The 25604-nt window shown below is 62.1% G+C and carries 21 protein-coding genes, 1 tRNA gene and 1 riboswitch; of the genes, 9 read left to right on the top strand and 13 right to left on the bottom strand.

The window, feature by feature from the left end; all coding sequences use genetic code 11:
• Positions 1-17 precede the first annotated feature (17 nt).
• Both GTW23_RS21300 and GTW23_RS21295 read left to right on the top strand, forming a co-directional pair.
• The gene (locus GTW23_RS21300; protein WP_152010096.1) at positions 18-476 is read left to right on the top strand and encodes a phasin family protein; all 459 of its coding nucleotides are present in this window, start codon (positions 18-20) and stop codon (positions 474-476) included.
• A 236-nt stretch (positions 477-712) separates the two neighbouring features.
• Positions 713-789: transfer RNA gene (locus tag GTW23_RS21295), tRNA-His, on the top strand.
• 74 nt (positions 790-863) lie between these two features.
• Here GTW23_RS21295 and GTW23_RS21290 read toward each other — a convergent pair.
• Positions 864-1100 carry an Lrp/AsnC ligand binding domain-containing protein gene (locus tag GTW23_RS21290; protein WP_152010095.1) on the bottom strand — a complete coding sequence of 79 codons (237 nt, stop codon included), beginning with the start codon at positions 1098-1100 and terminating at the stop codon, positions 864-866.
• 348 nt (positions 1101-1448) lie between these two features.
• On the opposite strand from GTW23_RS21290, the gene GTW23_RS21285 reads away from it, so the two are divergent.
• The 5 genes from GTW23_RS21285 (at position 1449) to GTW23_RS21265 (ending at position 6105) form a co-directional block, all read left to right on the top strand.
• Positions 1449-2591, top strand: a complete 1143-nt coding sequence (locus GTW23_RS21285; protein ID WP_152010094.1) for an ABC transporter substrate-binding protein — start codon at positions 1449-1451, stop codon at positions 2589-2591.
• A 183-nt stretch (positions 2592-2774) separates the two neighbouring features.
• The gene (locus GTW23_RS21280) at positions 2775-3695 is read left to right on the top strand and encodes a branched-chain amino acid ABC transporter permease (protein WP_152010093.1); all 921 of its coding nucleotides are present in this window, start codon (positions 2775-2777) and stop codon (positions 3693-3695) included.
• Positions 3688-4677: a branched-chain amino acid ABC transporter permease gene (locus tag GTW23_RS21275; protein ID WP_252917410.1), complete on the top strand. Its 990-nt coding sequence runs from the start codon at positions 3688-3690 to the stop codon at positions 4675-4677. The genes GTW23_RS21280 and GTW23_RS21275 overlap by 8 nt, the downstream gene beginning before the upstream one ends.
• On the top strand, positions 4670-5422 hold the full coding sequence (locus GTW23_RS21270) for an ABC transporter ATP-binding protein (RefSeq protein WP_252917409.1): 753 nt from the start codon (positions 4670-4672) through the stop codon (positions 5420-5422). Before GTW23_RS21275 ends, GTW23_RS21270 begins: the two co-directional genes overlap by 8 nt.
• Positions 5419-6105, top strand: coding sequence for an ABC transporter ATP-binding protein (locus tag GTW23_RS21265; RefSeq protein ID WP_152010090.1), 687 nt, complete (start codon positions 5419-5421; stop codon positions 6103-6105). Before GTW23_RS21270 ends, GTW23_RS21265 begins: the two co-directional genes overlap by 4 nt.
• A 47-nt stretch (positions 6106-6152) precedes the next feature.
• On the opposite strand, the gene GTW23_RS21260 is transcribed toward GTW23_RS21265, so the two are convergent.
• The 11 genes from GTW23_RS21260 to GTW23_RS21210 form a co-directional block, all read right to left on the bottom strand.
• Positions 6153-9446: an efflux RND transporter permease subunit gene (locus tag GTW23_RS21260; protein ID WP_252917408.1), complete on the bottom strand. Its 3294-nt coding sequence runs from the start codon at positions 9444-9446 to the stop codon at positions 6153-6155.
• 10 nt (positions 9447-9456) lie between these two features.
• On the bottom strand, positions 9457-10656 hold the full coding sequence (locus GTW23_RS21255) for an efflux RND transporter periplasmic adaptor subunit (protein ID WP_252917407.1): 1200 nt from the start codon (positions 10654-10656) through the stop codon (positions 9457-9459).
• An 11-nt stretch (positions 10657-10667) separates the two neighbouring features.
• Positions 10668-11291 (bottom strand): TetR/AcrR family transcriptional regulator, encoded by a 624-nt coding sequence (locus tag GTW23_RS21250; RefSeq protein WP_193217337.1) that lies wholly within the window; start codon positions 11289-11291, stop codon positions 10668-10670.
• A 422-nt stretch (positions 11292-11713) separates the two neighbouring features.
• Entirely contained in the window at positions 11714-14566 is a 2853-nt protein-coding gene (gene gcvP, locus GTW23_RS21245) for an aminomethyl-transferring glycine dehydrogenase (protein ID WP_252917406.1), read from the bottom strand.
• Positions 14567-14574: 8 nt separating this feature from the next.
• Positions 14575-14937 (bottom strand): glycine cleavage system protein GcvH, encoded by a 363-nt coding sequence (gene gcvH, locus GTW23_RS21240; protein ID WP_252917405.1) that lies wholly within the window; start codon positions 14935-14937, stop codon positions 14575-14577.
• A gap of 20 nt (positions 14938-14957) precedes the next feature.
• Entirely contained in the window at positions 14958-16097 is a 1140-nt protein-coding gene (gene gcvT / locus GTW23_RS21235) for a glycine cleavage system aminomethyltransferase GcvT (RefSeq protein ID WP_252917404.1), read from the bottom strand.
• 146 nt (positions 16098-16243) lie between these two features.
• Positions 16244-16331: riboswitch (glycine riboswitch) on the bottom strand.
• 221 nt (positions 16332-16552) lie between these two features.
• Complete coding sequence (locus GTW23_RS21230) at positions 16553-17833, bottom strand: hypothetical protein (RefSeq protein ID WP_252917403.1); 1281 nt, start codon at positions 17831-17833, stop codon at positions 16553-16555.
• Positions 17834-18089: 256 nt separating this feature from the next.
• Positions 18090-18938 carry a metal ABC transporter permease gene (locus GTW23_RS21225; RefSeq protein ID WP_252917402.1) on the bottom strand — a complete coding sequence of 283 codons (849 nt, stop codon included), beginning with the start codon at positions 18936-18938 and terminating at the stop codon, positions 18090-18092.
• On the bottom strand, positions 18938-19804 hold the full coding sequence (locus GTW23_RS21220; RefSeq protein WP_290129078.1) for a metal ABC transporter permease: 867 nt from the start codon (positions 19802-19804) through the stop codon (positions 18938-18940). Before GTW23_RS21220 ends, GTW23_RS21225 begins: the two co-directional genes overlap by 1 nt.
• Positions 19801-20712: a manganese/iron ABC transporter ATP-binding protein gene (locus GTW23_RS21215; RefSeq protein WP_290129058.1), complete on the bottom strand. Its 912-nt coding sequence runs from the start codon at positions 20710-20712 to the stop codon at positions 19801-19803. Before GTW23_RS21215 ends, GTW23_RS21220 begins: the two co-directional genes overlap by 4 nt.
• The gene (locus GTW23_RS21210) at positions 20709-21599 is read right to left on the bottom strand and encodes a metal ABC transporter substrate-binding protein (protein WP_252917400.1); all 891 of its coding nucleotides are present in this window, start codon (positions 21597-21599) and stop codon (positions 20709-20711) included. Before GTW23_RS21210 ends, GTW23_RS21215 begins: the two co-directional genes overlap by 4 nt.
• A 188-nt stretch (positions 21600-21787) precedes the next feature.
• Between GTW23_RS21210 and GTW23_RS21205 the strand changes: the two genes are divergently transcribed.
• Both GTW23_RS21205 and GTW23_RS21200 read left to right on the top strand, forming a co-directional pair.
• A complete protein-coding gene (locus GTW23_RS21205; protein WP_252917399.1) occupies positions 21788-23173 on the top strand; it encodes a cytochrome ubiquinol oxidase subunit I in 1386 nt (461 codons plus the stop codon).
• A gap of 4 nt (positions 23174-23177) precedes the next feature.
• Positions 23178-24185: a cytochrome d ubiquinol oxidase subunit II gene (locus GTW23_RS21200; RefSeq protein WP_252917398.1), complete on the top strand. Its 1008-nt coding sequence runs from the start codon at positions 23178-23180 to the stop codon at positions 24183-24185.
• Positions 24186-24200: 15 nt separating this feature from the next.
• Here GTW23_RS21200 and GTW23_RS21195 read toward each other — a convergent pair whose 3' ends face one another.
• Complete coding sequence (locus GTW23_RS21195) at positions 24201-25427, bottom strand: ROK family transcriptional regulator (protein ID WP_252917397.1); 1227 nt, start codon at positions 25425-25427, stop codon at positions 24201-24203.
• Between the last annotated feature and the right edge of the window lie 177 nt (positions 25428-25604).

Here is a 25604-nt window from a genome sequence, read left to right as displayed (position 1 = left end):
CTTCAAGGAGAAGTGACATGGCGACCAAGAAAACCACCACATCCGCAGAAATGTTCGAATTCCCGACCTTCGACGTCAGCAAGATGACCGACAGCTACCGCGAAATGGCTGACAAGTCGGTCAACCAGACCAAGGAAGCCTACGCCAAGGCCAAGACTGTTGCCGAAGACGCCACCAAGGCCATCGAGTCGACGCTCGAAACTGCCCAGGCTGGCACGGTCGATCTGAGCCTCAAGGCAATCGACGCGGCCCGCGGCAATGTCGAGCACTCGCTCTCGCACATGGAAGCCCTGCTCGGCGTCAAGTCGGTCGCCCAGATGATCGAACTGCAGACCGGATACTTCCGCAAGCAGGCTGAAATGATGGCCGATCAGGCCAAGACCATGCAGGAAGCCGCTCGCAAGCTCGCCGAAGACGTTTCCAAGCCGGCCAAGACCGTTGCCGAAAAGGCGATGAGTGAAATCAAGGCTGCCTGAAGTCTTCAGGCGCCGACCTGAATTCTTCCTGCATTGAAACGAGAAAAGGCCGGACCCTGTGTCCGGCCTTTTTCGTTTGTGCACGGTTTGCAGGACCCGCCGCCTCGACGCCTTCAGGTGGATTTTTCAGCGGGTGAATTTCAGAAAACCGGCCTGAAACCTCTTGCAAAAACCACCTGCTGCCAGTATGTGAGCGGCAACAAAGCGGCACGGACATTGTCCCTGTCAGCTGGCGTGCGGTTGTAGCTCAGTTGGTTAGAGCGCCGGATTGTGGATCCGGAGGTCGGTGGTTCGAGCCCACCCAATCGTACCACTCTTTTTTCCGGTCATGACCAGTTTTCGCGCCTTCTGGACCTCCTGGCCGAGGGACAATGTCCCCGTGCCTGCTCAGAACGCCTTGAAGGTCAGGATCGTGTGGGTCCGCTCGACGCCCGGAACGGTGTGAAGATTGTCGGCGACGAACCGGCCGATGTCGACATCGTCCTCGATGTAGAATTTCGCCATCAGGTCGAACTGTCCGCTGACCGAATAGATTTCGGACGCGATCTCGCGATTGGCGATTTCATCGGCCACCGCGTAGGCCTGGCCAAGTTTGCATTGAAACTCCACGAAAAAACACTGCATCGCCGATCTCCTTTTGCCTTGCCGAATGACAACCGTTTTCCCCTTGGAACCATGCCCGGCGCCCGGGTGCAAGGGACAATCACGCTGCACCCTTATTTATTTTAAGCTTAAAAAAAGTACTGGAATTCTTCAAATCGGCTGATAAGGTCGCAGTCAATGGCGATGATCGGAGCGTCAGACGGCGTCTTCTGGCGTTGAAAGCCGCTCCGGCATTCGAAACAAGGCATGCATGTGCTGGCTGGCGGGATTTGCCCGGCATCACATGCAATCGTCGCCTGAAGGGGATAAATGGCTTCGACCGGACCGCAACAAGGCCGGCGCTGCACAAAACACAGAGAGGAAAAATCAATGAAGAAGACAGTCATGAGTCTGGCGGCTGCCGCGTCGCTGCTCGCCGGTGTATCGATGGCCGCTGCAGAGCCGGTCAAGGTCGGCATGATCACCACACTTTCGGGTGGCGGCGCCTCGCTCGGCATCGACGTGCGCGACGGCTTCGAGCTGGCGCTGAAGCAGTCCGGCCGCACCGACATCGAACTGATCGTCGAGGACGACGCCCAGAAGCCTGACCTCGCCGTGCAGCTTGCCGACAAGCTGATCCAGTCAGACAAGGTCGACATCATGACCGGCATCATCTGGTCCAACCTGGCGATGGCCGTGGTTCCGGGCGCGGTTGCCCAGGGCAAGATATACCTCTCCCCGAATGCCGGCCCGTCGGCGCTTGCAGGCGCAGGCTGCAACGAGAACTATTTCAATGTCGCCTGGCAGAACGACAACCTGCATGAAGGCATGGGCGCCTACGCCACCACCGCAGGCTTCAAGAAGAGCTTCATCCTGGCCCCGAACTACCCGGCCGGCAAGGATGCGCTGACCGGTTTCAAGCGCTTCTTCAAGGGCGAGGTGGTCAAGGAGATCTACACCCAGCTCGGCCAGACCGACTATGCCGCCGAAATCGCCGAGATCCGCGCTTCCGGCGCTGACAGCGTCTTCTTCTTCCTGCCCGGCGGCATGGGCATTGCCTTCATGAAGCAGTATGCCGGCGCCGGCGTTGACGTGCCGTTGCTCGGCCCCGCCTTCTCCTTCGACCAGAACATTCTGCAGGCCGTCGGCGATGCAGCGCTCGGCGTCAAGAACACCTCGCAGTGGTCCAAGGACATCGACAACGAAACCAACAAGGCGTTCGTTGAATCCTATCAGGCAGCCTACGGCCGTCTGCCCTCGCTCTATTCCAGCCAGGGCTTCGACACCGCCAACCTGCTGATCTCGGCCATGGATGCGGCCCCGATCTCCGACAAGGATGCGTTCCGCGCAGCCCTGAAGGCCGCCAACTTCAAGTCGACCCGCGGTGATTTCAAGTTCGGTTCGAACAATCACCCGGTCCAGGACATCTATGTCCGCGAAGTGGTCAAGGAGGGTGATGTCTTCACCAACAAGCTGATCGGCGTTGCCCTTGAAGATCACGCTGACGCCTACGCGGCTGATTGCAAGATGTGATCGTCAATCGTCCTTGCCGGGCGGACCTCCCATGGTCCGCCCGGTTTGTCTCCGACAGCGCCGCGCATCCGGTCGGATGCGCAAAGTCCGCTGTTGCCTGTTGAACCAATGCATGTGCGCTATCGCTCGAATGGAGCCATTTGAACGCGACATGCATTCTCACTGGTGCGAGCCCGGTAGACGATGACCGTTGCCCTTTTTCTCGAGCAGATCCTCAACGGCCTGCAACTCGGCGTCATGCTGTTCCTGATGGCGGCCGGCCTGACCCTGATCTTCGGGGTCATGGGACTGATCAATCTTGCCCATGGCTCGCTGTTCATGGTCGGCGGCTTCGTCTGCGCGGCGGTCGCTGCCTGGACCGGTTCCTTCTGGATCGGTCTGGTGGCCAGCCTTGCCGCTGCCGCCGCCCTGGGGGCGCTGGTCGAAATCATTGTCATCCGCAGGCTATATGACCGCGATCACCTCGATCAGGTGCTGGCCACATTCGCACTGGTGCTGATGTTTTCGGAAGGTGTCCGCTTCGTCTTCGGATCCTTCCCGCTCTATCTCGACCCGCCCGCCTTCCTGTCCGGCCCGGTCACGCTGCCCGGCGGCATGCTTTATCCCGCCTACCGGCTGGCGATCATCATCGCAGGCCTTGCGGTCGCTGCCGGGCTTGGACTGCTGATCAGCCGCACGAGGCTCGGCATGCAGATCCGAGCCGGCGAGGCCGACCGCGAAATGATCGCGGCGCTTGGGGTCGACATCCGCTTTCTCTACACCGTCGTCTTCGCCCTCGGAGCAGCCCTTGCGGGCTTTGCCGGCGCGCTGATCGGCGCCATCCAGTCGGTGCAGATCGGCATGGGCGAACCGGTGCTCATTCTCGCCTTCGTCGTCATCGTCATCGGCGGCATCGGCTCGATCCGCGGCGCGCTTGTGGCGGCCCTGATCGTCGGTCTCGTCGATACGCTGGGGCGCTTCCTGCTGCCCACCTTGCTGGCCAATGTGATGGAAGCCTCCGCCGCCCGCGGCGTCGGCTCCGCGATCGCCTCGATGCTGATCTATCTGCTGATGGCCGTCGTTCTGGTGTTCAAGCCAAAGGGGTTGTTTCCTGCCAATGCCTGAGTTTGTCACCGAACATCGTCTCAACATCCTGCTGGCGCTGATCCTGCTCGGTGGGCCGCTTGTCGCCCATTTTGCCGATGAGCCGTTCCTCGTCACGCTCGCCACCCGTGCCACCATCCTGGCGCTCGCCGGCGTCGGTCTCAACATCGCACTGGGGCTTGGCGGTCTCGTCTCCTTCGGCCACGCGGCATTTTTTGGTGTTGGCGGTTATGCCGTGGGCATTCTCGCCAGCCACCATCAGACCTACGAGCCGCTGATGACATCGCCGTTCGTCATCAACGGCACCAACCAGATGCTGGTGCTGTGGCTGGTCGCGGTTCTGGTCAGCGGCCTGGCGGCGCTGGTGATAGGGGCGCTGAGCCTGCGCACGTCCGGCGTCTACTTCATCATGATCACGCTGGCCTTCGCGCAGATGATCTACTATTTCGCCATTTCCTGGCCGGCCTATGGCGGCGAAGATGGCCTGTCGATCTATGTCCGCAATGCCTTCCCGGGTCTCAACACGCTTCGTCCGCTCGATTTCTTCCTGCTCTGCTACGCGGTGCTGATCGTGGTGCTGCTGGCACAGTGGAAAATGACCGGTGCGCGCTTCGGCATGGCACTGCAGGCCGTCCGCCAGAACGAGGGACGCGTCGCCGCCCTCGGCCTGTCGCCCTACCGGATCAAGCTCGCGGCCTTCGTGATATCCGGTATGGTCACCGGCCTCGCCGGCGCGCTCTATGCCGATCTCAACCGTTTCGTCAGTCCGACGATGATGTCCTGGCATCTCTCCGGCGAGATCATGGTGTTCATCATTCTGGGCGGCGTTGCACGGCTGTTCGGCCCGGTGGTCGGCGCCTGCCTGTTCGTGCTGTTCGAACATGCCTTCGGCAGCGTCACCGAGCACTGGCAGTTCTTCCTGGGTGCGGCGCTGCTGGCCGTCGTTCTGTTCGCCCGGGGTGGCTTCATTGGCCTGGTCGCGGGGAGGGTGCGCCATGACTGAACCGGTACTGGAGCTCTCCGGGCTGAGCAAATCCTTCGGCGCGCTCAAGGTCACCGATGCCGTCGACCTCGATCTGCGGCCCGGCGAGATCCATGCCCTGATCGGCCCCAACGGCGCCGGCAAGTCGAGCCTGATCAAGCTGGTTGCCGGCGAACTCGCCGCCGATGCCGGCTCGATCCGCTTCGACGGCCGCGAGATCAGCGATCTCGACCAGATCGAACGCGCCCGGCTGGGGCTTACCCGCACCTTCCAAGTTTCCTCGCTGATCCCGGAATTCTCAGCGCGCGGCAATGTCATGTTCGCGGCCCAGGCCCGGCGCAAATCGATCTTCGGTTTCTTCCGCCAGGTTTCCCGCGACAGGGAACTGATCGACGAGGCGATGGAGGCGTTGGATCGGGTCGGTTTGAGCGGTCGTGCGGCTGTCCGCGTCAGCGAACTCTCGCATGGCGAGAAGCGGCTCCTGGAAATCGCCATGGCGCTGGCCATGCGCCCGCGCATCTTCCTGATGGACGAGCCGATGGCCGGTCTCGGCCAGGAGGGCTCAGCCAAGCTGATCGGCTTTCTCGACAAGCTGCGCACGCAAGCACCGATCCTGCTCATCGAGCACGACATGGATGCCGTCTTCCAGCTGGCCGACCGCATCTCGGTCCTGGTCTCGGGCAAGATCATCGCCCGTGGCACCGCCGACGAGATCCGCAATCATCCCGAAGTGCGCACTGCCTATCTCGGGGAGGATGCGGCATGAGCCTGCTTCAGGTAAAAAAACTCGAGGCATTCTATGGCGCATCGCAGGCGCTGTTCGGCGTCGAACTGGAAATCGCCGAGGGCGAGCTGGTGGCGCTGATGGGCCGCAACGGCATGGGCAAGACCACCACCGTGCGCGCCATCACGCGTATGCTGCGCACCACCCGCGGCGAGATCCGCTTTGACGGCCGCGATGTTACCGCGCTGCCCTCATTCCGGGCTGCACGGCTGGGCATCGGCCTAGCGCCCGAAGGGCGTCGCTGCTTTGCCAATCTCTCGGTTTCCGAAAACCTCATGGCCTCGGCCCGATCCGGCCCCTGGGACATCGACAAGGCCACGGAACTTTTCCCGCGTCTGGGCGAGCGGTTGACGCAGAGTGCGGCGACGCTGTCGGGCGGCGAACAGCAGATGCTGGCGATTGCCCGCGCCTTGCTGACCAATCCGCGACTGCTCATTCTCGATGAGGCGACGGAGGGGCTGGCGCCGGTGGTGCGCCACGAAATCTGGGCGGCGATCGCCAGGCTCAAGCAGGGTGGTCAGTCGATTCTGGTGATCGACAAAGGCTTCTCGGAGCTCCGCGCCGTGGCCGACCGGTGCGTCATTCTCGCCCGCGGCGAGACCGTCTGGACCGGCCCGCCGGCAAGTCTCACCCGCGAGGTGGAAACCGAATTCCTGGGAGTCTGAAATCCGGACAAGAAAAAACCGGCGCTGTTGTCAGCGCCGGTTTGTGATCATTCCGCTGCCTGCTGGCTGATCACCAGCTTCGGGGGCGAACGTTCGGACTGGCCTTCGAGCCGCGCCAGCCGCTCGCGCAGCTCGGCGATCTCTTCACTGTTCTCACCGATCGCAACGGTCATCGCTTCTGGCTCGAGAACCTCGATCTCGTCTTCCTTCGGGCCGACAAAGCGGCTGAAGATCCGGCTCAGCAGTCGCGACAGGTCGTCCATGATCAGGAAGAACGACGGCACCACCACCAGGCTGAGAACGGTGGAGACCATGATCCCGCCAATGACTGCGATCGCCATCGGCGCGCGGAACGAGCCGCCTTCACCGACGCCGAGCGCGCTTGGCAGCATGCCCGCCGACATGGCGATCGAGGTCATCACGATCGGCCTGGCCCGCTTCTGGCCGGCCTCGATCATCGCTTCGACGCGATCCCGCCCCGAGCGGATCAGTTCGACCGCGAAATCGACCAGCAGGATGGCGTTCTTGGTGACGATCCCCATCAGCATCAGGATGCCGATCAGCACCGGCATCGACAGCGCATTGTTGGTCAGGATCAGGCCCGCGGCGACACCGCCGATGGCCAGCGGCAGCGAAAACAGGATGGTGAACGGCTGGATCACGTCCTTGAACAACAGGATCAGCACGGTCAGCACCAGCAACAGCCCCATCAGCATGGCGTTGAGGAAGCTGTCCATCAGCTCGTTCTGGACTTCCGCATCGCCAGATTCGAGTACCTGAACGCCGGCCGGCAGTTCGGTCGACTGGACGATCTCGTTGAACCGGCTCTTGGCCGTATCCAGCGCCACGCCGATCGGCAGGCTGGCACCGATCGTTGCCTGCCGCTCGCGGTTGAAGCGCTTGATGGTCGAGGGGCCCTGGGTGATGACGATATCCGCCACGGTCTTGAGCGGAACCGACACGCCCCTGGAAGTCTGGATGCGCAGATTGCCGATCCGGTCGATATCGGTCCGGTAGGCCGGGTCGAGCTGCACCCGGATCGGGATCTGCCGGTTGTCGAGCGAGATCTTGGCGAGTGCCGCGTCAACGTCACCAATGGTGGCGACCCGAACGGTTTCGGCGATCTGCGCCGTGGTCACGCCCAGCCGCGCGGCTTCTTCAAGACGCGGACGGATCTGCACTTCCGGACGGGGCAGCGAGCCCTGCACGCTGACGCTCGACAGCACGCTTTCGGCTTTCAGTCTGGGTTCGAGAATGGCCACGGCACGGTCGATCGCCGCGTCGTCGTTTGAAATCACGTTGTAGCTCAGATCGCGTTCGCCACGATCGTTGAGCTTGTAGGCGCGAATATCGGGAATGACGGCCAGCTTGTCAAAGATCTCGGTTTCGATCTCGGCCTGGGAGCGGGTCCGGCCCAGAACTTCCATGCGCGGCAGGGAGTCGGACACGAAAGGAACCGCGCCGACGAGGCCGTTGACCACCTTCTTGACGATCGAATGCTCGATCTTTTCAAGCTGCACCGATACGGAAGCCCGCCGGATGTCGAGTTCGCCACGCGGCGAGGTGCCGCCGAGAATGAAGACGCTTTCGACACCTTCGACGTCCTTGATGATATCGAACATCGCGCTGGTGGTGTCGTCGGTGTCGTCGAGCGTCGCGCCGGGTGGCAGCTCGACGCTGATCGACACCCGCGACACGTCTTCCGGCGGCAGGAACGAGCCCGGCACCTGGGCCATGAAATAGACCGCGACAAACAAGGATCCGATGGCCGCAAACAGCGTGGTGTACCGCCAGCGCAGGGTCTTGGAGACAAACCAGGTATAGCCGCGCATCACCGCCCCGCCGCCCTCGGCCTCTTCGTGGGCGTCGCTGTCGCGCATCAGATAGGCGGCCATCATCGGAGTGATCAGGCGAGCCACCAGCAGCGAGAACATCACCGCCACGGCCACCGTCATGCCGAACTGTATGAAGTACTGTCCCGGGATGCCGGGCATGAACGACACCGGCACGAACACCGCGATGATGGTGAAGGTGGTGGCGATCACCGCCAGCCCGATCTCGTCGGCAGCCTCGACCGCGGCCCGGTAAGGCGTCTTGCCCATGCGGATATGCCGCGAGATGTTTTCCACCTCGACGATCGCGTCGTCGACAAGAATACCCGTCGCCAGGGTGATGGCCAGAAGGCTGACGAGGTTGAGCGAGAAGCCGAGCAGTTCCATGACATAGAAGGTCGGGATGGCCGAGAGCGGCAGCGCAACGGCTGCGATCAGCGTCGCCCGCCAGTTCCTCAGGAACAAGAGCACCACCAGAACAGCAAGCAGCGCGCCTTCGACCAGCGTGTGCAGAGCCGATTCGTAGTTGCCGTAGGTATAGAACACCGTGTCGTCGACAGGCGTCAGCTGCACATTCGGATGGTCGGCGCGGATTTCATCAAGCGTTTCCGTCACCACTTCGGACACGGAAATCTCGCTGGCGCCCTTGGAACGGAACACCGCGAAGGAGACCACCTGGTCGCCGTTGAAACGGCCGAAGGATCTGAGTTCCTCGTAAGTGTCATGGACGGTGCCGAGCTCGCTGAGCCTGACATAACGGCCGTTCGGCAGGGCAATCGTGGTGTTGGCCAGGGCCTGAGTGTCCTGGGCGTCGCCCAGTGTCCGGATCGCCTGTTCGCGGGCGCCGATTTCGCCGCGGCCGCCGCCCAGATTGGCATTGGTCGCCCTGAGCTGCCGATTCACATCGGCTGCGGTTATGCCATAGGAATCAAGCCTGGCTGGATCGAGTTCGATGCGGATTTCCCGGTCGGCACCGCCATAGCGATCCACCTTGCCGACGCCGCGCTGGCCCTGCAGCGCCCGTTTGATGGTGTCATCGACAAACCAGGACGCTTCCTCCAGCGTCATGTCGGGCGCATTGACGGCAAACGTCATGATCGCCTGGCCCTCGACATCGACGCGGGTGACGATCGGTTCTTCCACCGAGGCGGGCAGGTCGCCGCGCACCCGGTCGATGGCATCCTTGACGTCCTGAACCGCCTGGTCGGTCGGCACCTCCATGCGGAAGATCACATTGGTCGTGGAAATGCCGTCGGATACCGTCGACATGATATCGTCGACGCCGGTGATGCCGGCGACCGCGTCCTCGATTTCCTTGGTGACCTGGGCTTCGATCTCCGAAGGAGCGGCGCCGGACTGGACGACGGTGATCGCCACCAGTGGCACGTCGATGTTCGGAAACCGCGTGATCGGCAGTGTGAAGAAGGACTGGATGCCGACAATCGTCAGAAGCACGAATCCCAGGATCGGTGCGATCGGATTGCGGATGGCCCAGGCGGAAAAATTCATCTCGGCAGCCTCACTCGGTGATTGCGGCTACAGTGCCGCTGTCGGTTTCTTCCACCGGAGTGATCCGGTCGCCATCACGCACGAAGGCGCCTGCCTTGGCGACGATCAGGTCCCCTTCGGCAAGTCCCTCGACAATTTCCACCCGGCCGCCTTCGCGGATGCCGGTGGTTACCGGGGTCAGGCTCGCAACACCGTCCTCGATCCGGAGCACATCTGCGCTGCCGTTGCCCATGTTGACCGATGTCACCGGCACGGTGATCGCCTCGCGTTCGGCGACAATGATTTGCGCATCGGCAAACATGCCGGCGCGCAGGCCCTCGCCATCCGCGATGCTGATCCGCGCCATGCCCAGCCGGGTTGTCGTGTTCAGTGTCGGCTCGATCAGCCGCACTATGCCCTTGGCCGGTGTTCCTGCACCGATGAGATGCACCACCACGCTCTGGCCCTCGGCAATCCGGTGCATGTCGGCTTCGGCGATGTCGGCGCGCAGTTCCAGTTCTCCATCCCGGATGATGGTGAACAGCGGCCCGGCGCCGGCGCTGGCAATCGACCCGATCCGGGCACCGCGATCCGAAATGATGCCGGACACCGGTGCCTTGACTTCGGTTCGCGCCAGCCGCAGATCGACGTCCTTCATCTGTGCGTCGATCACCGCGATATCGGCCTGGGCCACCTTGATGGATTCCTCGACCGAGCGGACCTGGGCAAGCGAGGCGGTGGCCTGGGCTTCGGCCTGCTCCGCCTGGACCGTCGAATAGGTTCCCTGGTCGGCCAGCTGCCGTGCCCGGTTGCTCGCCTTCACCGCTTCAGCGGAATTTGACTCGACTTCCGCAAGCCGGGCTTCGAGCTGCGCGATTGCAGCAAGCGCCTTGGCGCGATTGGCCTCGAGCTGGCTGCGCTGCAGGATCAGCTGGTCCTTGGACAGCGTTGCCAGGACCGAACCCGCCTGCACACGGTCGCCAATGTCGGCTTTGAGGCTCTCGATCGCCAGGCCTTCGACCTGGGGTGCGACAAGCACTTCCTCGACCGCCGTTATCATACCGTTGGAAAGTACCCGGTCGGTGATCGGCGTTTCGTTGGCCCTGACGGCAATAATGGCCGGGGGCAGCGCGCCCGTGGCAGGCGGGGCCTCGGCGTCGACCGCGCCTGAAGGCAAGGCCAGGGCAGAGAGAAGCGGCAGGGCGAGCAGAAGGGCTAGAACAGGGCGCATGGAAGATCCGGTCATTCGGCGGGAGTGGCTGGGGGAGCGAAAATGGTGTCGTGCAGTGTCGAGAGCACAAGCTCGCCGAGTGCTGCGGATTGTTCGTCCAGGATGGCTTCGCGGGCACAGAATTTGCGTTGGGCAAAGCCATGGATAAGCAGCATCATCAGATGTGCGCGTGTCTCGAAGGTCTTGACCGCATTGGCGCTGCCGTCACCGTGGATGCGAACCAGGGCCTTGACCACGTTGTCACGCACGGTCTCGTCCATTGTGCGCATCAGTGTCGCGATCTCCGGCGACCGGAAGGAGGCCGCCTGGACCTCGCTCCACAGGGCCGCGTCCTCGACCGGCAGCGTCTCGATCCGCTCCCTCAGGATGGTCATGAACATCGCACCGGGATCGGAGGCGTTCTGAACCGCTTCGAACACCGCTTCGATCTCCTCGAGATCGCGCTTGACAAGCGCAGTGATGATGGCGTCCTTGGAGGGGAAGTACCGGTAGAAATTGCCGACGCTCATCTGCGTCGCCTGCGCCAGATCCTGCATCGAGGTACCGTCGAAGCCGTTGAGTGCAAACACCGACTTGACCTGATCCAGGATGTCCAGGGCGCGCTTGCTGGCAATGCTGTGCGTGGCGGTGTCCATGCGGCGGTCCTTGGTGGGGTATGCAAGTTGCGCTAAACTGCGTCTCTCAGTTTCTACGCAATCTGCAGGCAAACGGATTTTCTGACTTGGTCTGTACAGTAAGAATAGTGAATGAATATTCATTCATCAAGCCTTCCGGCAAAAAATGTGGCCAAAGGCTGACGCTTCCACGTCAAGACTGGTTGGATTCGTAGCTCGAAGCAGTGTCAGAGATTGTCAGGAGCGTGGCTGTAGACGGGGAGTTCTGGCCGGCCCTGTCCCGGTTCAAGTGTTTGTTTACCCTAAACCAAATATGTCAGGATCATTGACGCGTTTCGATGAAGCCAGCTGAAAATGATCCGCGACGACATCGTTGCGCGGATCCGCCTGCCCGACAGCAAAGAGGCGGCCCGAAAGCCGCCTCCTGATATCGTTCGCGCGTGTTACTCCGCAGCTTCCGCGTAGTCCGACATCGGCGGACAGGAGCAGACCAGGTGGCGGTCACCATAGACATTGTCGACCCGGTTGACCGGTGCGAAATACTTGGCATTGCGCATCGCGCCGGCGGGGAAGATCGCCGCCTCGCGGTCATAGGGCCGATCCCACGGACCGACCAGATCCTCGATCGTGTGCGGTGCGTTCTTGAGCGGGTTGTTCTCCCGGTCGAGCCGTCCGTCCTCGATTGCCCAGGCCTCGTCGCGGATCGCCAGCATCGCGGCACAGAACCGGTCGAGCTCGGCTTTGACTTCCGATTCCGTCGGCTCGATCATCAGCGTACCTGCCACCGGCCAGCTCATGGTCGGCGCGTGGAAGCCGCAATCGATCAGCCGCTTGGCGACGTCGTCGACAGTGACGCCAGCGCTTTGCACCAGCGGCCGCGTGTCAAGAATGCACTCATGCGCCACCCGTCCCGACGCCGAGGTGTAGAGCACGTCGTAGGCGCCCTTCAGCCGTGCGGCGATGTAGTTGGCGTTCAGGATCGCGATCTTCGTCGCCTGGGTCAGACCTTCGCCGCCCATCATCAGGCAGTAGGCCCAGGAGATCGGCAGGATTGATGCCGAGCCGAAGGGTGCGGCCGAGACCGCGCCCGGCTTGCCGTCGGTGACGCAATGGCCCGGCAAATGCGGCGTCAGATGTGATTTCACACCGATCGGCCCCATACCGGGACCGCCGCCGCCATGCGGAATGCAGAAGGTCTTGTGCAAATTGAGGTGGCTGACATCGGCGCCGATATCGCCGGGTCGCGCGAGCCCGACCAGTGCATTGAGATTGGCGCCGTCGAGATAGACCTGGCCGCCGTGTTTGTGGGTGATCGCGCAGACTTCCGCCGCCGTCTCCTCGAATACCCCGTGGGTGGAGGGGTAGGTGATCATGCAGGCGGCGAGATTGTCGGCGTGCTGCTCGGCCTTTGCGCGGAAATCATCGAGATCGATGTCGCCGTTCTCGCGGGTGCCGACCGCCACGACCGTCATGCCCGCCATCTGCGCCGAGGCCGGGTTTGTGCCATGCGCCGACGTCGGGATCAGGCAGATATGGCGATGGCCTTCGCCATTGGCACGGTGGTAGCTGCGGATCGACATCAGCCCGGCATACTCGCCCTGCGCGCCAGAATTGGGCTGCATCGAGATCGCGTCATAGCCGGTGATCTGGCACAGCTTGTCCGACAAATCGTCGATCATCTGCTTGTAGCCGAGCGCCTGGTCGGCGGGCGCGAACGGGTGGATGTCGGCAAATTCCGGCCAGGTGATCGACAGCATTTCCGCCGTCGCATTGAGCTTCATCGTGCACGAGCCGAGCGGGATCATGGTCCGGTCAAGCGCCAGGTCCTTGTCCGACAGCCGGCGGATGTAGCGCGTCATCTCGCTTTCGGCCCGGTTCATGTGGAAGATCGGGTGTTCGAGATAGCGCGACTGCCGGACCAGCGGATCGGCGATGATCGGCTCGGCCAGCATGTCCTTGAACTTGAGAGTGCCGCCGAAGGCCCGCCACACCGCTTCCACGGTCTCGGGCCGCGACACCTCATCGAGCGCGATGCCGATGCGGTCATCACCGACCTTGCGCAGATTGATGCCTTCAGCCCGCGCGGCTTCCAGGATCTCGGACTGGCGGCCTTCGGCGAACACCGTGACGGTGTCGAAGAAGATCGCCGGGTCGATGATGAAATCGAGTTGCTTGAGGCCGGCCGCCAGCGTCGCCGCCTTGATGTGGACGCGGCCGGCAATGGCCCGCAGGCCCACCGGGCCGTGGAAGACGGCATACATCGAGGCAATCACGGCGAGCAGCACCTGCGCGGTGCAGATGTTGGACGTCGCCTTCTCGCGGCGGATATGCTGCTCGCGGGTCTGCAGCGCCAGCCGGTAGGCCTGGTTGCCACGCGCATCCACGGTGACGCCGACCAGGCGTCCGGGCATCGAGCGTTTGTAGGCGTCCTTGACCGCCATGTAGGCCGCGTGCGGCCCGCCGTAGCCGACCGGAACGCCGAAGCGCTGCATCGAGCCGATGGCAATGTCGGCGCCCATTTCACCCGGTGACTTGAGCAGCGTCAGCGACAGCGGATCGGCGGCAACAACGGCAATCGCCTTGTGCGCGTGCAATGTCGCGATCACATCGGTGAAATCATGCACATGGCCGTATGTGCCGGGATACTGGAAGATGGCGCCAAAGACCGCTTCGGGGTCGAGCTCGGTGAACGGATCGCCGACGATCACCTCCCAGCCCAGTGGCTCGGCGCGGGTGCGGATCACGTCGATGGTCTGCGGATGGCAGTGGTGATCGACGAAGAAAGCGGTGTGCTTGGATTTCGAGGCCCGCTCGGCCATCGCCATGGCTTCCGCCGCCGCCGTCGCCTCGTCAAGCAGCGAGGCATTGGCGATGTCGAGCCCGGTCAGGTCGGCGACCATGGTCTGGAAATTCAGAAGCGCTTCCAGCCGGCCCTGGCTGATTTCCGGCTGGTAGGGCGTATAGGCCGTGTACCAGGCCGGGTTTTCGAGGATGCAGCGCTGGATCACCGGCGGCATGATGGTGCCGTGATAGCCCTGACCGATCAGCGACAGCATCACCTTGTTCTTCTTCGCCGTCGCGCGCAGGTGATCGAGCACCTCGCGTTCGCTCATCGGATCGCCGAACGCCAAGGGCGCCTTCTGGCGGATCGAGCCCGGCACGGTCTCGTCGATCAGCGCGTCCAGCGACGCAGCGCCGACAACCTCGAGCATATCGGAAATCTCCGCCGGCGACGGGCCGATATGGCGACGGTTGGCGAAGTCGTAAGGATTGTAGTCAGTCAGCTTGATGGTCATGGTCTGTCTCAGCCGATCATGGATTTGTAGGCGGCTTCATCCATCAGCTCGTCGGCCGAGCCGGCGTCATCGAGCTTGAGCTTGAAGAACCAGCCGGCGCCGGTCGGATCGGAATTGACCAGCGACGGATCGTCGGCAATCGCCTGGTTGACCTCTGTAATCTCGCCGGCGAGCGGGCAATAGACGTCCGATGCGGCCTTGACCGATTCCACGGTGGAGGCTTCGCCGCCCTTGTCGAGCTTCGCGCCGACCTCGGGCAGTTCGACGAACACCAAGTCGCCGAGCTGCTCGGCGGCGTGCTCGGTGATGCCGACGGTTGCGACATCGCCCTCGATCTTGAGCCATTCGTGGTCTTCGGTGAATTTGAGCATGGTGCTGTTCCTGTTGTGATTTAGCGTTTGTAGGTGGAGGGGACGAAGGGCAGGGAAGCGACGGCCAGTTCGAGCCGCTTGCCACGCACTTCCGCAAAGATCGTGGTTCCCGGAGCGGCCTGCGCGGCAGGCACATAGCCCATGGCGACCGGGCCTCCGGCGCTGGGGCCGAACCCGCCCGATGTCACGGTGCCGATGGCCTCGCCGCCGGTCTCCTGCGCAAACAGCACCGCGCCGGCGCGCACCGGCGCCTTGCCCGCAGGCTGCAGACCGACCCTGAGGCGGGAAGCGCCGTTGTCGAACTGGGAGAGGATGATGTCAGCGCCCGGGAAGCCGCCTTCGCGTGCACCGCCATTACGTCGCACCTTCTGGATCGCCCATTTCAGGTTGGCTTCCACCGGCGTGGTGGCCTCGTCGATATCGTTGCCGTAGAGGCAGAGACCGGCTTCCAGCCGGAGTGAATCGCGCGCCCCGAGCCCGATCGGCGCGACATGGTCGTCCGACAAGAGCAGCCGGGCGATGCGGTCGGTCTCTTCCGCCGGGATCGAGATCTCGTAGCCGTCCTCGCCGGTATAGCCCGAGCGCGACACCACCACCGGAACCCCGGCGATTTCAAGCTCGGTGACATCCATGAACAGCATGTCTTCGGCCTTCGGCGCATAGGAGGAGAGAACGCCTTCCGCCGCCGGTCCCTGCAGCGCGATCAGCCCGCGATCGAACTGCGCCTCGATCTCGCAGGTGTCGGACAGTGCCGCCTCGATGCGCGCGAGGTCATCATGTTTGCAGGCCGCGTTGACCACCAGGTAGAGATGGTCACCGCGGTTGGCGACCATGAAATCGTCTTCGAGCCCGCCCTTGTCATTGGTGAACAACCCGTAGCGTTGGCGGCCGGGCTTGAGATCGGCGACGTCGACCGGGGTGACCGCCTCGAGCGCAAGTGCTGCGTCGCGGACATCGCCTGATTTGGCGCGGATCAGGATCTGCCCCATGTGCGAAACGTCGAACAGGCCGGCATTGGCGCGTGTATGCAGGTGCTCCTGCATGACGCCCATCTTGTACTGGATCGGCATGTCGTAGCCGGCAAATCCGGCCATGCGCGCGCCAAGCTCGAGATGCAGGGAATGTAGGGGCGTTTTCAGAAGGTCAGCTGTGGTGTCCACGCTGCAGTCTCCATCTCGGGTGCCGGGTTCAACCGTGCACGGGCCAATCGTCAAGCGTCGAACGCTTTCAAACAGCCCCCTCTGTCCTTTTGCCTGAGATTGTTATCCCTTCGGCAGACGCGATGAGCGCCATTCTCCAGAGTCCTAGTGTTCCGTTGGTCCTTTTGCCTGAGAGTTTCCGGGGCGGTTGCTCCTTCGGCACCGGCATGAGCCGGCTTCTCCCAACGGGATGGTGGTATCTAGGCCGAATCGCGCCGGGAAGGCAAGGGGGGAGGGATGGTCTGAGGGGAGGCAGGGAATGAATGAGTGGGAAATAGACATTGGACAAAGTTACACAGTCCGAAGCTTGAAAGAGCGAGCCGGTTTGCAAATTCCGGTCCGGATAGGTCGAAAATTATTGCTTCGAACGTGGCAAAAAAGGCGAGAGTTTTTGGCCAAAGAACAGGGTAACTTACTCAAATACCGGTAGCTGATTTGATGGCAGCCGTTGCAACGTTGACGCCGATTTTTGTGGCTACATCCAAAGCCCATTTTCCTGCACTCTTAAGGTGAGAAAGCGCGCCGGGACCGTCCCCATTTTCCGCGGCTGATTGCGCAGAAGCGACTGCACCAAGCGCCACATCATGTTCCGGACTTTGAGCCTCAGCCCGCATAGCTTCCCGAAGCTGCCCCAGCTCCGCCACAAGTGTCGGAAGGTCAATACTCTCAGAATGTTGCTGCCAAATTTGATTGAATGTGTTGCCGGTTGAGAATGCTCCCGGACCGACTGCACCTGCCTGGCCAGTTGTGTATTTGTCACCCATCGTTAGCTCCCTAATTATTGTTAGCCGTGTTTCTTCCGTATACTCACCAGAATGTGAGGAGATGCTTGCCAGTTGGTTAGCATACTGGTCCGCCTCGGAATCGCTATCAAGGCTCACAAAATCCTCTTCGAATAGATTTATTTGCTGTTCTATTTTTATGAATCCTTCAGCGGTATTTTTTGAATCAAGGTATAGGCGTTGATACTCCTGAGGAACTAAATGATTTAGCGGTCTATTTTGGTGGGTTGTCAATAGAATTGTGGGGACCATGCAAGACTGGGCAAGCCCCAAATGATACATGCTGGATGGATCCCTTTCATCTAAGAAAGCAATCGCTAGATCGGCAGATCTAACTTCTGCCATCATTGTTTCATCGATAGGAGGGCTTGTGTTCTCAATTGGAATTCTAATGGCAGAATAACCTTTGGATTTAATTAGTGTCAAAATAAGATCATGGTACGGCGTAGAACTCTGTCCGAAGCCGAGAAGAAGGCAAGTTCTGTGGTCATTTGGTGAAACGAATTTTGGGATGTTCTCCCGCCCAATATAGTCTTCTAGACTTGATATTGCATGTAGGTGTTCTCGAACTTCCCGAAAGTAAGAAGTCGCGGAGAAGCGACGTTTAGGAATCTGTTTAGGAAACATGTCTGGGGAGAGTGTATCTTCAAAGAAAACAAGCAGCGGCTGTCCCATCCGTATCGACATATTTATTTCGAAACGAATATGGGGGGACACAGCGCTGTCGCGGTTCGAAACTATCGCAACCAGCCCTTTGGTGTAGCGCAAATGGCGTTCGAGTTTAGCGGCGTTAACGCTTTCTGAAGGCGGATCGAGACTGGGTAGCAATGACTGTTTTCTCAACAGCTTTCCAAAGAAAGCCGCGAATGGTGCTTCCCGCTCCCTATACCCATGAGCAAAATAAACGGGTTGCAAACCGTTCTCCGTTTTGAGGTGGGATATTGTATGTTTCGCAATTACCTTAGCTGATCGCGAAGTATTTACAAACCGGACAATTCTCCGAGCTAAAGCATGCACGCCGACAAATATCGTTGTTTGCACTTGGCATCTGGTGGAAAATCTCGCTGAGACCTAGGGTCGCACAAATCGTTGGAAAAAAGTCGCCATGAGTTTTCGAACGCCACGACAAGCGGCAACGAAAACCCTTCGGTGCCGCACGAACAGCAGTTGCCTACCCCCCGGCCACCCTTCTCATCCTCAAATCCCGCACCTGGCTCACCACCAGCGCCACCACGAACAGCCCGGTCATCATCAGCACCATGGTCGGCGCCGGTTCGCTGTCGATGTGGTAGCTGGCGAAGATGCCGATCAGTGCCGACAGCATCACCGATCCGACGGCGACCGTGAGCATGCCGGCGAAGGTGCGGGCGACCAGAAAGGCAATGGCGCCGGGCGCCACCAGCAGCGCGATCGACAGGATGATGCCGACGGCTTTCAGGCTGGCGACGATCATCAGCGCGATGGCCGTCAGCAGCCCATAATGCAGCCATCCGGTCTTGAGCCCGATGGCGCGCGCATGCAGCTCGTCGAAGGCCTGGGCGACGAGATCGCGCCACTTGATCAGCAGGAACCCGCCGCACACGGCAGCCAGGATGGCGGTCGCGCCGATGTCCGACCAGGCAACGCCGAGCATGTCGCCGAACAGGATGTGGTCGAGATGCAGGCTTGAGCGGACGCTGACATGCAGCACGATGCCTAAGCCGAACATGCCGGAAAACACGATGCCCATCACCGTGTCTTCCTTGACCCGGCTGTTGGCGTTGAGCCAGCCGGTTGCGACCGCGCAGAACAGGCCTGCGGCAAAGGCGCCGATCACCAGCGGCAGGCCGGCGATATAGGCCATGACGATGCCCGGCAGCACCGCGTGGCTCATCGCATCGCCCAAAAGCGACCAGCCCTTGAGCACCATCAGCGAGCTCATCGCCGCCATCGGCAGCGCGATCAGGAAGGTGATCAGGAACGCCTTCTGCATGTAGGCGAAGCGGAACGGATCGATGAAGAAGTCGAGGATCACGTCCATCAGGCAGCTCCCGTCTCGGGGCTTGCGCCGCGCGCCCTGGCCCGCTGCGCCAGGATCCCGTGCCGGGGCGCAAACAGGAAGGCCAGGAGGAACAGCCCGGTCTGCAGCATGATCACCACGCCGCCGGTTGCGCCGTCGAGGAAATAGCTGAGATACACCCCGACAAACGAGGTGATCGAGCCGATCGCCACGGCAATGACGATCAGCCGCGGAAACCGGTCGGTGATGAGGTAGGCGGTGGCGCCCGGCGTCACCACCAGCGCGATCACCAGGAAGGCGCCGACGGTCTGCATCGCAGCCACGGTGGAGGCCGCCAGCAAGGTGAAGAACACCCCCTTCAATAGGTCGGCGCGGATGCCGATGGTGCGGGCGTGGCTCTCGTCGAAGAACACCAGCATAAGGTCCTTCCAGATCAGCGTGAGCACCGTCAGCGTGACCGCGCCGATGATGATCAGCTGCAGCGAATCCGACGGCGTGATTGCCAGCACATTGCCAAGCACGATGGTCTGCACATTGATCGGCGTCGGCGAGATCGACACCATGAATAGCCCGAGCGCGAAGAACGAGACGAAGATCATGCCGATGATCGCATCCTCGCGCAGCCGTGTGCGCGAGCGGATGGCGAGCATGGCGGCGGCGGCCAAGCCTCCGGCGAGAAAGGCGCCCGCCGCAAACGGCAGGCCCAGCATGTAGGCGCCGGCCACGCCCGGCACGATCGAGTGCGACAGCGCGTCGCCGATCAGCGACCAGCCCTTGAGCATCAGGTAGCACGACAGAAACGCGCAGATCGCCCCGGTCAGCGCCGACACCCACATGGCGTTGACCATGTAGCCGTAGCTGAATGGCTCGAGCAGCCAGCTCATCAGGGTGTCTCCCCGCTGCCCTTGGGTTTACCCTTGCGGGCCTTGCGTTCGGCCTCGCCATAGATAACGAAGGGCCGCTCGTCGTCGGTGAGAACCGTGACCTGGCGCCGGTCGTCATCGTCGTGCAGGTCCTGTCCGCCCAGCACGAAATGCCTGAGCACGCCGCCAAAGGCCTTCTGCAGGTTCTTCTGGGTGAAGACCTCACCGGTCGGTCCCTCGGCCAGGACGGAGCGGTTGATCAGCACCGCCCGGTCGCAGAATTCGGGCACGCTGCCGAGATTGTGGGTCGAGACCAGCATCACCCGGCCTTCCGCGCGCAGATCCTTGAGCAGCTCGATGATCTGGTTCTCGGTGGTCACGTCAACGCCGGTGAAGGGCTCGTCGAGCAGGATGACCTGGCCCTCCTGGGCCAGCGCCCGGGCCAGGAAGACACGCTTCTTCTGCCCGCCGGAGAGTTCACCGATCTGGCGCTTGCGGAAGGCCTGCATGCCGACGCGCTCGAGCGCCTCGTTGACCGCTGTGCGGTCGGCGGGCCGCGTCATGCGCAGGAAATTCATGTGGCCGTAGCGGCCCATCATCACAACGTCTTCGACCAGGACGGGAAACGACCAGTCGATCTCCTCGGCCTGCGGCACGTAGGCCACGAGATTGCGGCCGAGCGCCTGCTTTACCGAAAGCCCCATAATGCTGATCTCGCCGCCGGCAATCGGCACGAAGCCCATCAGCGACTTGAACAGCGTCGACTTGCCGCTGCCATTGATGCCGACCAGCGCCGTGATCGAGCCTTTCGGAACCGAAAACGAGGCGCCGTCGAGCGCCTTGTTGCCGTTGCGGTAGATCACCGAGACATCGTGCACGTCGAGGCCGGTCATCGGGGCAGTCTGCATGCCAACGGGGGCGGGAGCATTCATGGTTTGGCCGTCAGTCCGGTGACGATTGTTTCCGATGTCACCCTGAGCAGGTCGAGATAGGTTGGAACCGGCCCGTCGGGCGTCGACAGCGAATCCACGTAGAGCACGCCGCCATAGGCCGCCCCGGTTTCCCGTGCTACCTGCTCGGCCGGTTTTGGCGAGACCGTGCTTTCTGAAAAGATCACCGGGATCTGGTTGTCGCGCATCAGGTCGATGATGCGGCGCACCTGCTGCGGCGAGCCCTGGCTGTCGGCGTTGATCGCCCAGATCGAGGCTTCCTTCAGGCCGAAATCCCGCGCCAGGTAGGAGAACGCCGCTTCTGAGGAGACCAGCCAGCGCCGCTCCTCCGGAAGGGCTTCAATGGAAGCGCGGATCGGTTCGAAGGTCGCGGTGATCTCTGCTTTGTAGGCTTCGCCGTTCGCCCTGTAGGCAGCGGCGTTGTCCGGATCGGTTTCCGACAGTGCGCGGACGATGTTGTCGACATAGATCATGGCATTGCCTGGAGACATCCAGGCATGCGGGTTGGCCCGGCCTTCATAGGGGCCGTCCCCGATGCTGATCGGTTCGATGCCATCGGACAGGACATAGGCCTTCACGTCGCCGAGATTTTCCAGATAGCGTTCGAACCAGGTTTCCAGTCCCAGCCCGTTCCACAGCACCACATCGGCGCCAAGCCCGCGCTTGATGTCGCCCGGCGTGGGGCGGAACATGTGGATCTCGGCGCCCTCGCGGGTGATCGAGACCACTTCGGCATGTTCTCCGGCGACATTGCGGGCCATGTCGGCGAAGACGGTAAACGAGGTCAGAACCTTGATTTGCGCCAGCGCCGATGTTGCCGGTCCAAGGCTGAACGCCATGAGAAGTCCCAGAATTGCGAAGATACGCATAGATCCCTTCCTGCGAATGGTTTGCAAGAGGCAATCTATGCGCATTGCTGCCATTGTCAATGCTTTTGCAAATCATTCGCAAAAAGCCATCTCCGCTCCTCGCCACGGGTTTGCTGCGCTGCGGCGGAATGTCATCTTATCTGCGTCCGGGAGCGCCCCAGATTCGTGGCAACCGAAAGGAAACCGCCATGGACACCCTTCTGCTGTCCCGTATCCAGTTTGCCGCCAACATCTCGTTTCACATCCTGTTCCCGACCATCACCATCGCGCTGGGCTGGTTGCTGCTTTGGTTCCGCCTCCGCTTCAACCGGACCGGTGACCAGGCCTACATGGACGCCTATTTTTTCTGGGTGAAGGTCTTCGCGCTGTCGTTTGCCATGGGCGTTGTCTCCGGCATCACCATGAGCTTCCAGTTCGGCACCAACTGGCCGGGCTTCATGGAAAGCGTTGGCAACATCGCCGGGCCATTGCTCGCCTACGAGGTGCTGACCGCCTTCTTTCTCGAAGCGGTCTTCCTCGGCATCATGCTGTTCGGCTTCCGCCGCGTGTCCGGTCGTGTCCACACGCTGGCAACCTTCCTGGTCGCCTTCGGCACCACAATGTCGGCCTTCTGGATCCTGGTGCTGAACTCGTGGATGCACACCCCGCAGGGCTACGAGATCCGCGACGGGGTCGCCTATGCAACGGACTGGCTGGCCATCGTGTTCAACCCGTCCATGCCCTACCGCCTCGTTCACGTGCTGCTGGCTTCGGGCCTGACGGTGGCCTTCCTGGTCGCGGGCCTCTCCGCCCTGCGCTGGCTCTTTGGCGATCGGGGCCGCGCCAACATGCTGGCGCTGCGCTCCGGCCTGACGCTCGGCGCGGTCCTCATTCCGCTGCAGATTCTTGCCGGCGACCTGCATGGTCTCAACACGCTCGAGCACCAGCCCCAGAAGGTTGCCGCCATGGAGGGCAACTGGGAAACCGGACCGCGCGTGCCGCTGATCCTGTTCGCCATCCCCGATGAAGAGGCGCGCGAGAACCGGTTCGAGATCGGCATCCCCGGCGGTGCCAGCCTGATCCTCAAGCACGACATTGACGGCGTGGTGCCGGGCCTCAATGATTTTGTCGCCGAGGACGGCACGGTGCTGCACCCTCCGGTGACACCGCTTTTCTTCGCCTTCCGCATCATGGTCGGTGTCGGCTTCGCCATGCTCTTTGTCGCCTGGATAGGCAGCTGGATGATCTGGCGCCGGGGCGACATCAACCGGCCGCTGGCCTATGTGCTGGTGCCGATGGCCCTGTCGGGCTGGGTCGCCACCCTTGCCGGCTGGTACACCACCGAGATCGGCCGCCAACCCTGGCTGGTCAGCGGCGTGCTGAAGACCGCCGACGCCGTCACTACGGTTCCCGCGACCTCCGTGGGGATAACGCTTGCGGCCTACCTGCTGGTGTATGCCGGTCTGATCGCCGCCTATCTGTCGGTCATCGTGGCGCTTGCGCTCAAGGCCGCCAAGGCGCCGCAGCAGCCGCCTAGCGTGAAGGATCCCGGCATCGATCCGGATCCGGCAATGGTGCTCGGGATGGGAAGGTAGCACCATGACCGGTATCGACTGGGCGCTTGCGCTCCCCTACATCTTTGCCGCCCTGATGGGCGTGGCGATCCTTGTCTACGTGATCCTCGATGGCTTTGACCTGGGGATCGGTATTCTCTCGCCCTTCGCCGACGACGCCCAGAAGGACAGGATGGTCGCCTCCATCGGCCCGTTCTGGGATGCCAACGAGACCTGGCTGGTGCTCGCGGTCGGGCTGCTGCTGGTAGCGTTCCCCGTCGCTCACGGCGTTATCCTGACAACGCTCTACTTTCCGGTCGCGGTGCTGCTGATCGGGCTCATCCTGCGCGGTGTTGCCTTCGAGTTCCGGGCCAAGGTCAGCCTCAGCGCCAAGCCGTCCTGGAACAGGATGTTTTTCGCCGGTTCGCTGATGTCGGCGCTGTCGCAGGGTTACATGCTGGGACTCTATGTGCTGGGGCTTGATACCGGTTGGGCCGCCGCCGGGTTCGCCTTGCTGGTTGCCGTCTGCCTGGCGGCGGCCTACGCGGCGATCGGCGCGGCCTGGCTGATCCACAAGACCGAAGGCGAACTGCAGAAACGGGCCGTGACGTGGCTGCGCGCCTCGCTCGGCTTCGTCGCACTCGGAATGGCAGCAATCTCGCTTGCCACGCCGCTTGCCAGCGAGCGGATCTGGGAACGCTGGCTCGGTTTTCCCGAAACCCTCTACCTCGCGCCGTTGCCGGTGCTCACGCTGGCTCTGTTTGTCTGGCTCTGGCGCCTGTCGGGAAGGATGCCGCTTGAGGGCGACCGGATGAACCTGGCGCCGTTCATCAGCCTGGCGGGTATCTTCTGCCTCGGCTTCGCCGGGCTGGCCTGGTCGTTCTACCCCTATGTCGTGCCGGGCCGGATCACCATTGTCGAGGCTGCGAGCGCCACGGAAAGTCTGGCCATTATTCTGGTGGGAACCTTGTTCGTGCTGCCGGTGATCACGGGCTACTCTATCTGGGCCTACAGGATCTTCGGCGGAAAGGCTGTCGACCTGCGCTACGATTGATCTTGAAGGCTGCGCTCAGGCGGAGCCGAGCCGGGCATTGCGGTCGATCAGGTACTTGTCGAACAAAGGCAGGCTGGCCGCACCCAGCGCCCGGGCGAGATGCCCCACGGTTCCGGGCAGGATGGTGGGTACATCGAGGCCGCGGACATCGTAGTTCTGCACTTCCGCGCGGGTCGCCGCCACCAGCTTCTCCCGGACATCGGCCGGAATGCCGCCATCGATGATCACATGTTCGAAGTCGATGATCGAGGCGGCCGACACGATTGCCTGTGCCAGGCCGCGGGCGACGATGCCGACCCATTCGTCGGCGAGTGCCTCGAACCCGCTCCAGTGATCGGGGCTGTTCCAGAGCGGTGACGGATCCTGGCCCGCAGCCCTGAGCATGCGTTCGAGCAGCATGATCGAGGCGCGGTCGATCAGTTGCACCGGCTTGCCGTCCGGGCCGGTAACCGGCAGCGGCCCCAGCGCGCCGGCATTGCCGGTGCGGCCGGAATAGACGCTGCCGTTGAGCACCACGCCGCCGCCGACAAAGGTGCCGATGTAGAAATAGAGATAGTCTGTCAGGCCCGAATGCTGGCCGAATACCAGTTCCGCCGCACAGGCCGCAGTGGCGTCGTTTTGCAGATAGACCGGCATGTTGCTGAAACTTGCCAGCTCCGCCCTGAGGTCGCAGTTACGCCAAAGGTCCATTTCCTCGCGCGGCGCGCCAGCCTGCTCGGTCCAGTCCCACAGCTGGAAGGGCGTGGCGATTCCCAGACCCGCCACCCGGTTGCGCAAGCCTGCCGGCAGGCCCTGAATGATCTGTTCGATGCCTTCGCGGACAAACTCGATAATCTGGGGTGGAGTGGGCCAGGGATAGCTCTTGCGCAGCGTGGTTTTCGGTTCGCCGAGAAAATTGATCAGGATAAGTTCGGCGCTGCGCCGCCCGACCTTCAGCCCGATGAAGAAGGCGCCGTCGGGATTGATCGACAGCGGCACCGAGGGCTGGCCAACCCTGCCGCGGATCGGTTCGCCCTTGACGATCAGGTCCTCGGCTTCCAGTTCCCTCATGATGACGGAGCCGGTCTGGGCCGACAGGCCGGTCATTCGGGCAATGTCGGTCTTGGCCAGATTGCCGTGCGTATAGACAAGGCTCAGCACCAGGCGCTGGTTGTAGGCCCGCAGCCCGCTCTGGTTCGACCCTCGCATCGACTGGCTCGCAGGGGTGGCGCGGTCGTCGCTGGTTTTCGCGTCTTGCTGCACCTGTCAGTGTCCTCCCGGATTCGCCGCCGCGACTCTGTTGCACAAGCAACGGTCCTCGGTCGCGGTTGTTCCTTAGCAAAACAATGCGGCAAAGACGATCCCCAGTCAATTACTAAATAAGAGTGAATTATTAATTGACAAGCGCTGCTATTCTGTGTTGTTTTAGTGGTGACGCGA

The sequence above is a fragment of the Parahoeflea alexandrii genome (genome assembly GCF_024105735.1).
Lineage (GTDB): Bacteria > Pseudomonadota > Alphaproteobacteria > Rhizobiales > Rhizobiaceae > Hoeflea > Hoeflea alexandrii.
This window is presented reverse-complemented; position numbering and strand designations above follow the sequence as displayed.

Bases quoted from the DNA above. Each gene is read 5' to 3' on its own strand.
- GTW23_RS21300 (WP_152010096.1), top strand. From the start codon at position 18: ATGGCGACCAAGAAAACCACCACATCCGCAGAAATGTTCGAATTCCCG.
- GTW23_RS21290 (WP_152010095.1), bottom strand. From the start codon at position 1,100: ATGCAGTGTTTTTTCGTGGAGTTTCAATGCAAACTTGGCCAGGCCTAC.
- GTW23_RS21285 (WP_152010094.1), top strand. From the start codon at position 1,449: ATGAAGAAGACAGTCATGAGTCTGGCGGCTGCCGCGTCGCTGCTCGCC.
- GTW23_RS21280 (WP_152010093.1), top strand. From the start codon at position 2,775: ATGACCGTTGCCCTTTTTCTCGAGCAGATCCTCAACGGCCTGCAACTC.
- GTW23_RS21275 (WP_252917410.1), top strand. From the start codon at position 3,688: ATGCCTGAGTTTGTCACCGAACATCGTCTCAACATCCTGCTGGCGCTG.
- GTW23_RS21270 (WP_252917409.1), top strand. From the start codon at position 4,670: ATGACTGAACCGGTACTGGAGCTCTCCGGGCTGAGCAAATCCTTCGGC.
- GTW23_RS21265 (WP_152010090.1), top strand. From the start codon at position 5,419: ATGAGCCTGCTTCAGGTAAAAAAACTCGAGGCATTCTATGGCGCATCG.
- GTW23_RS21260 (WP_252917408.1), bottom strand. From the start codon at position 9,446: ATGAATTTTTCCGCCTGGGCCATCCGCAATCCGATCGCACCGATCCTG.
- GTW23_RS21255 (WP_252917407.1), bottom strand. From the start codon at position 10,656: ATGCGCCCTGTTCTAGCCCTTCTGCTCGCCCTGCCGCTTCTCTCTGCC.
- GTW23_RS21250 (WP_193217337.1), bottom strand. From the start codon at position 11,291: ATGGACACCGCCACGCACAGCATTGCCAGCAAGCGCGCCCTGGACATC.
- gcvP (WP_252917406.1), bottom strand. From the start codon at position 14,566: ATGACCATCAAGCTGACTGACTACAATCCTTACGACTTCGCCAACCGT.
- gcvH (WP_252917405.1), bottom strand. From the start codon at position 14,937: ATGCTCAAATTCACCGAAGACCACGAATGGCTCAAGATCGAGGGCGAT.
- GTW23_RS21225 (WP_252917402.1), bottom strand. From the start codon at position 18,938: ATGGACGTGATCCTCGACTTCTTCATCGATCCGTTCCGCTTCGCCTAC.
- GTW23_RS21215 (WP_290129058.1), bottom strand. From the start codon at position 20,712: ATGAATGCTCCCGCCCCCGTTGGCATGCAGACTGCCCCGATGACCGGC.
- GTW23_RS21210 (WP_252917400.1), bottom strand. From the start codon at position 21,599: ATGCGTATCTTCGCAATTCTGGGACTTCTCATGGCGTTCAGCCTTGGA.
- GTW23_RS21205 (WP_252917399.1), top strand. From the start codon at position 21,788: ATGGACACCCTTCTGCTGTCCCGTATCCAGTTTGCCGCCAACATCTCG.
- GTW23_RS21200 (WP_252917398.1), top strand. From the start codon at position 23,178: ATGACCGGTATCGACTGGGCGCTTGCGCTCCCCTACATCTTTGCCGCC.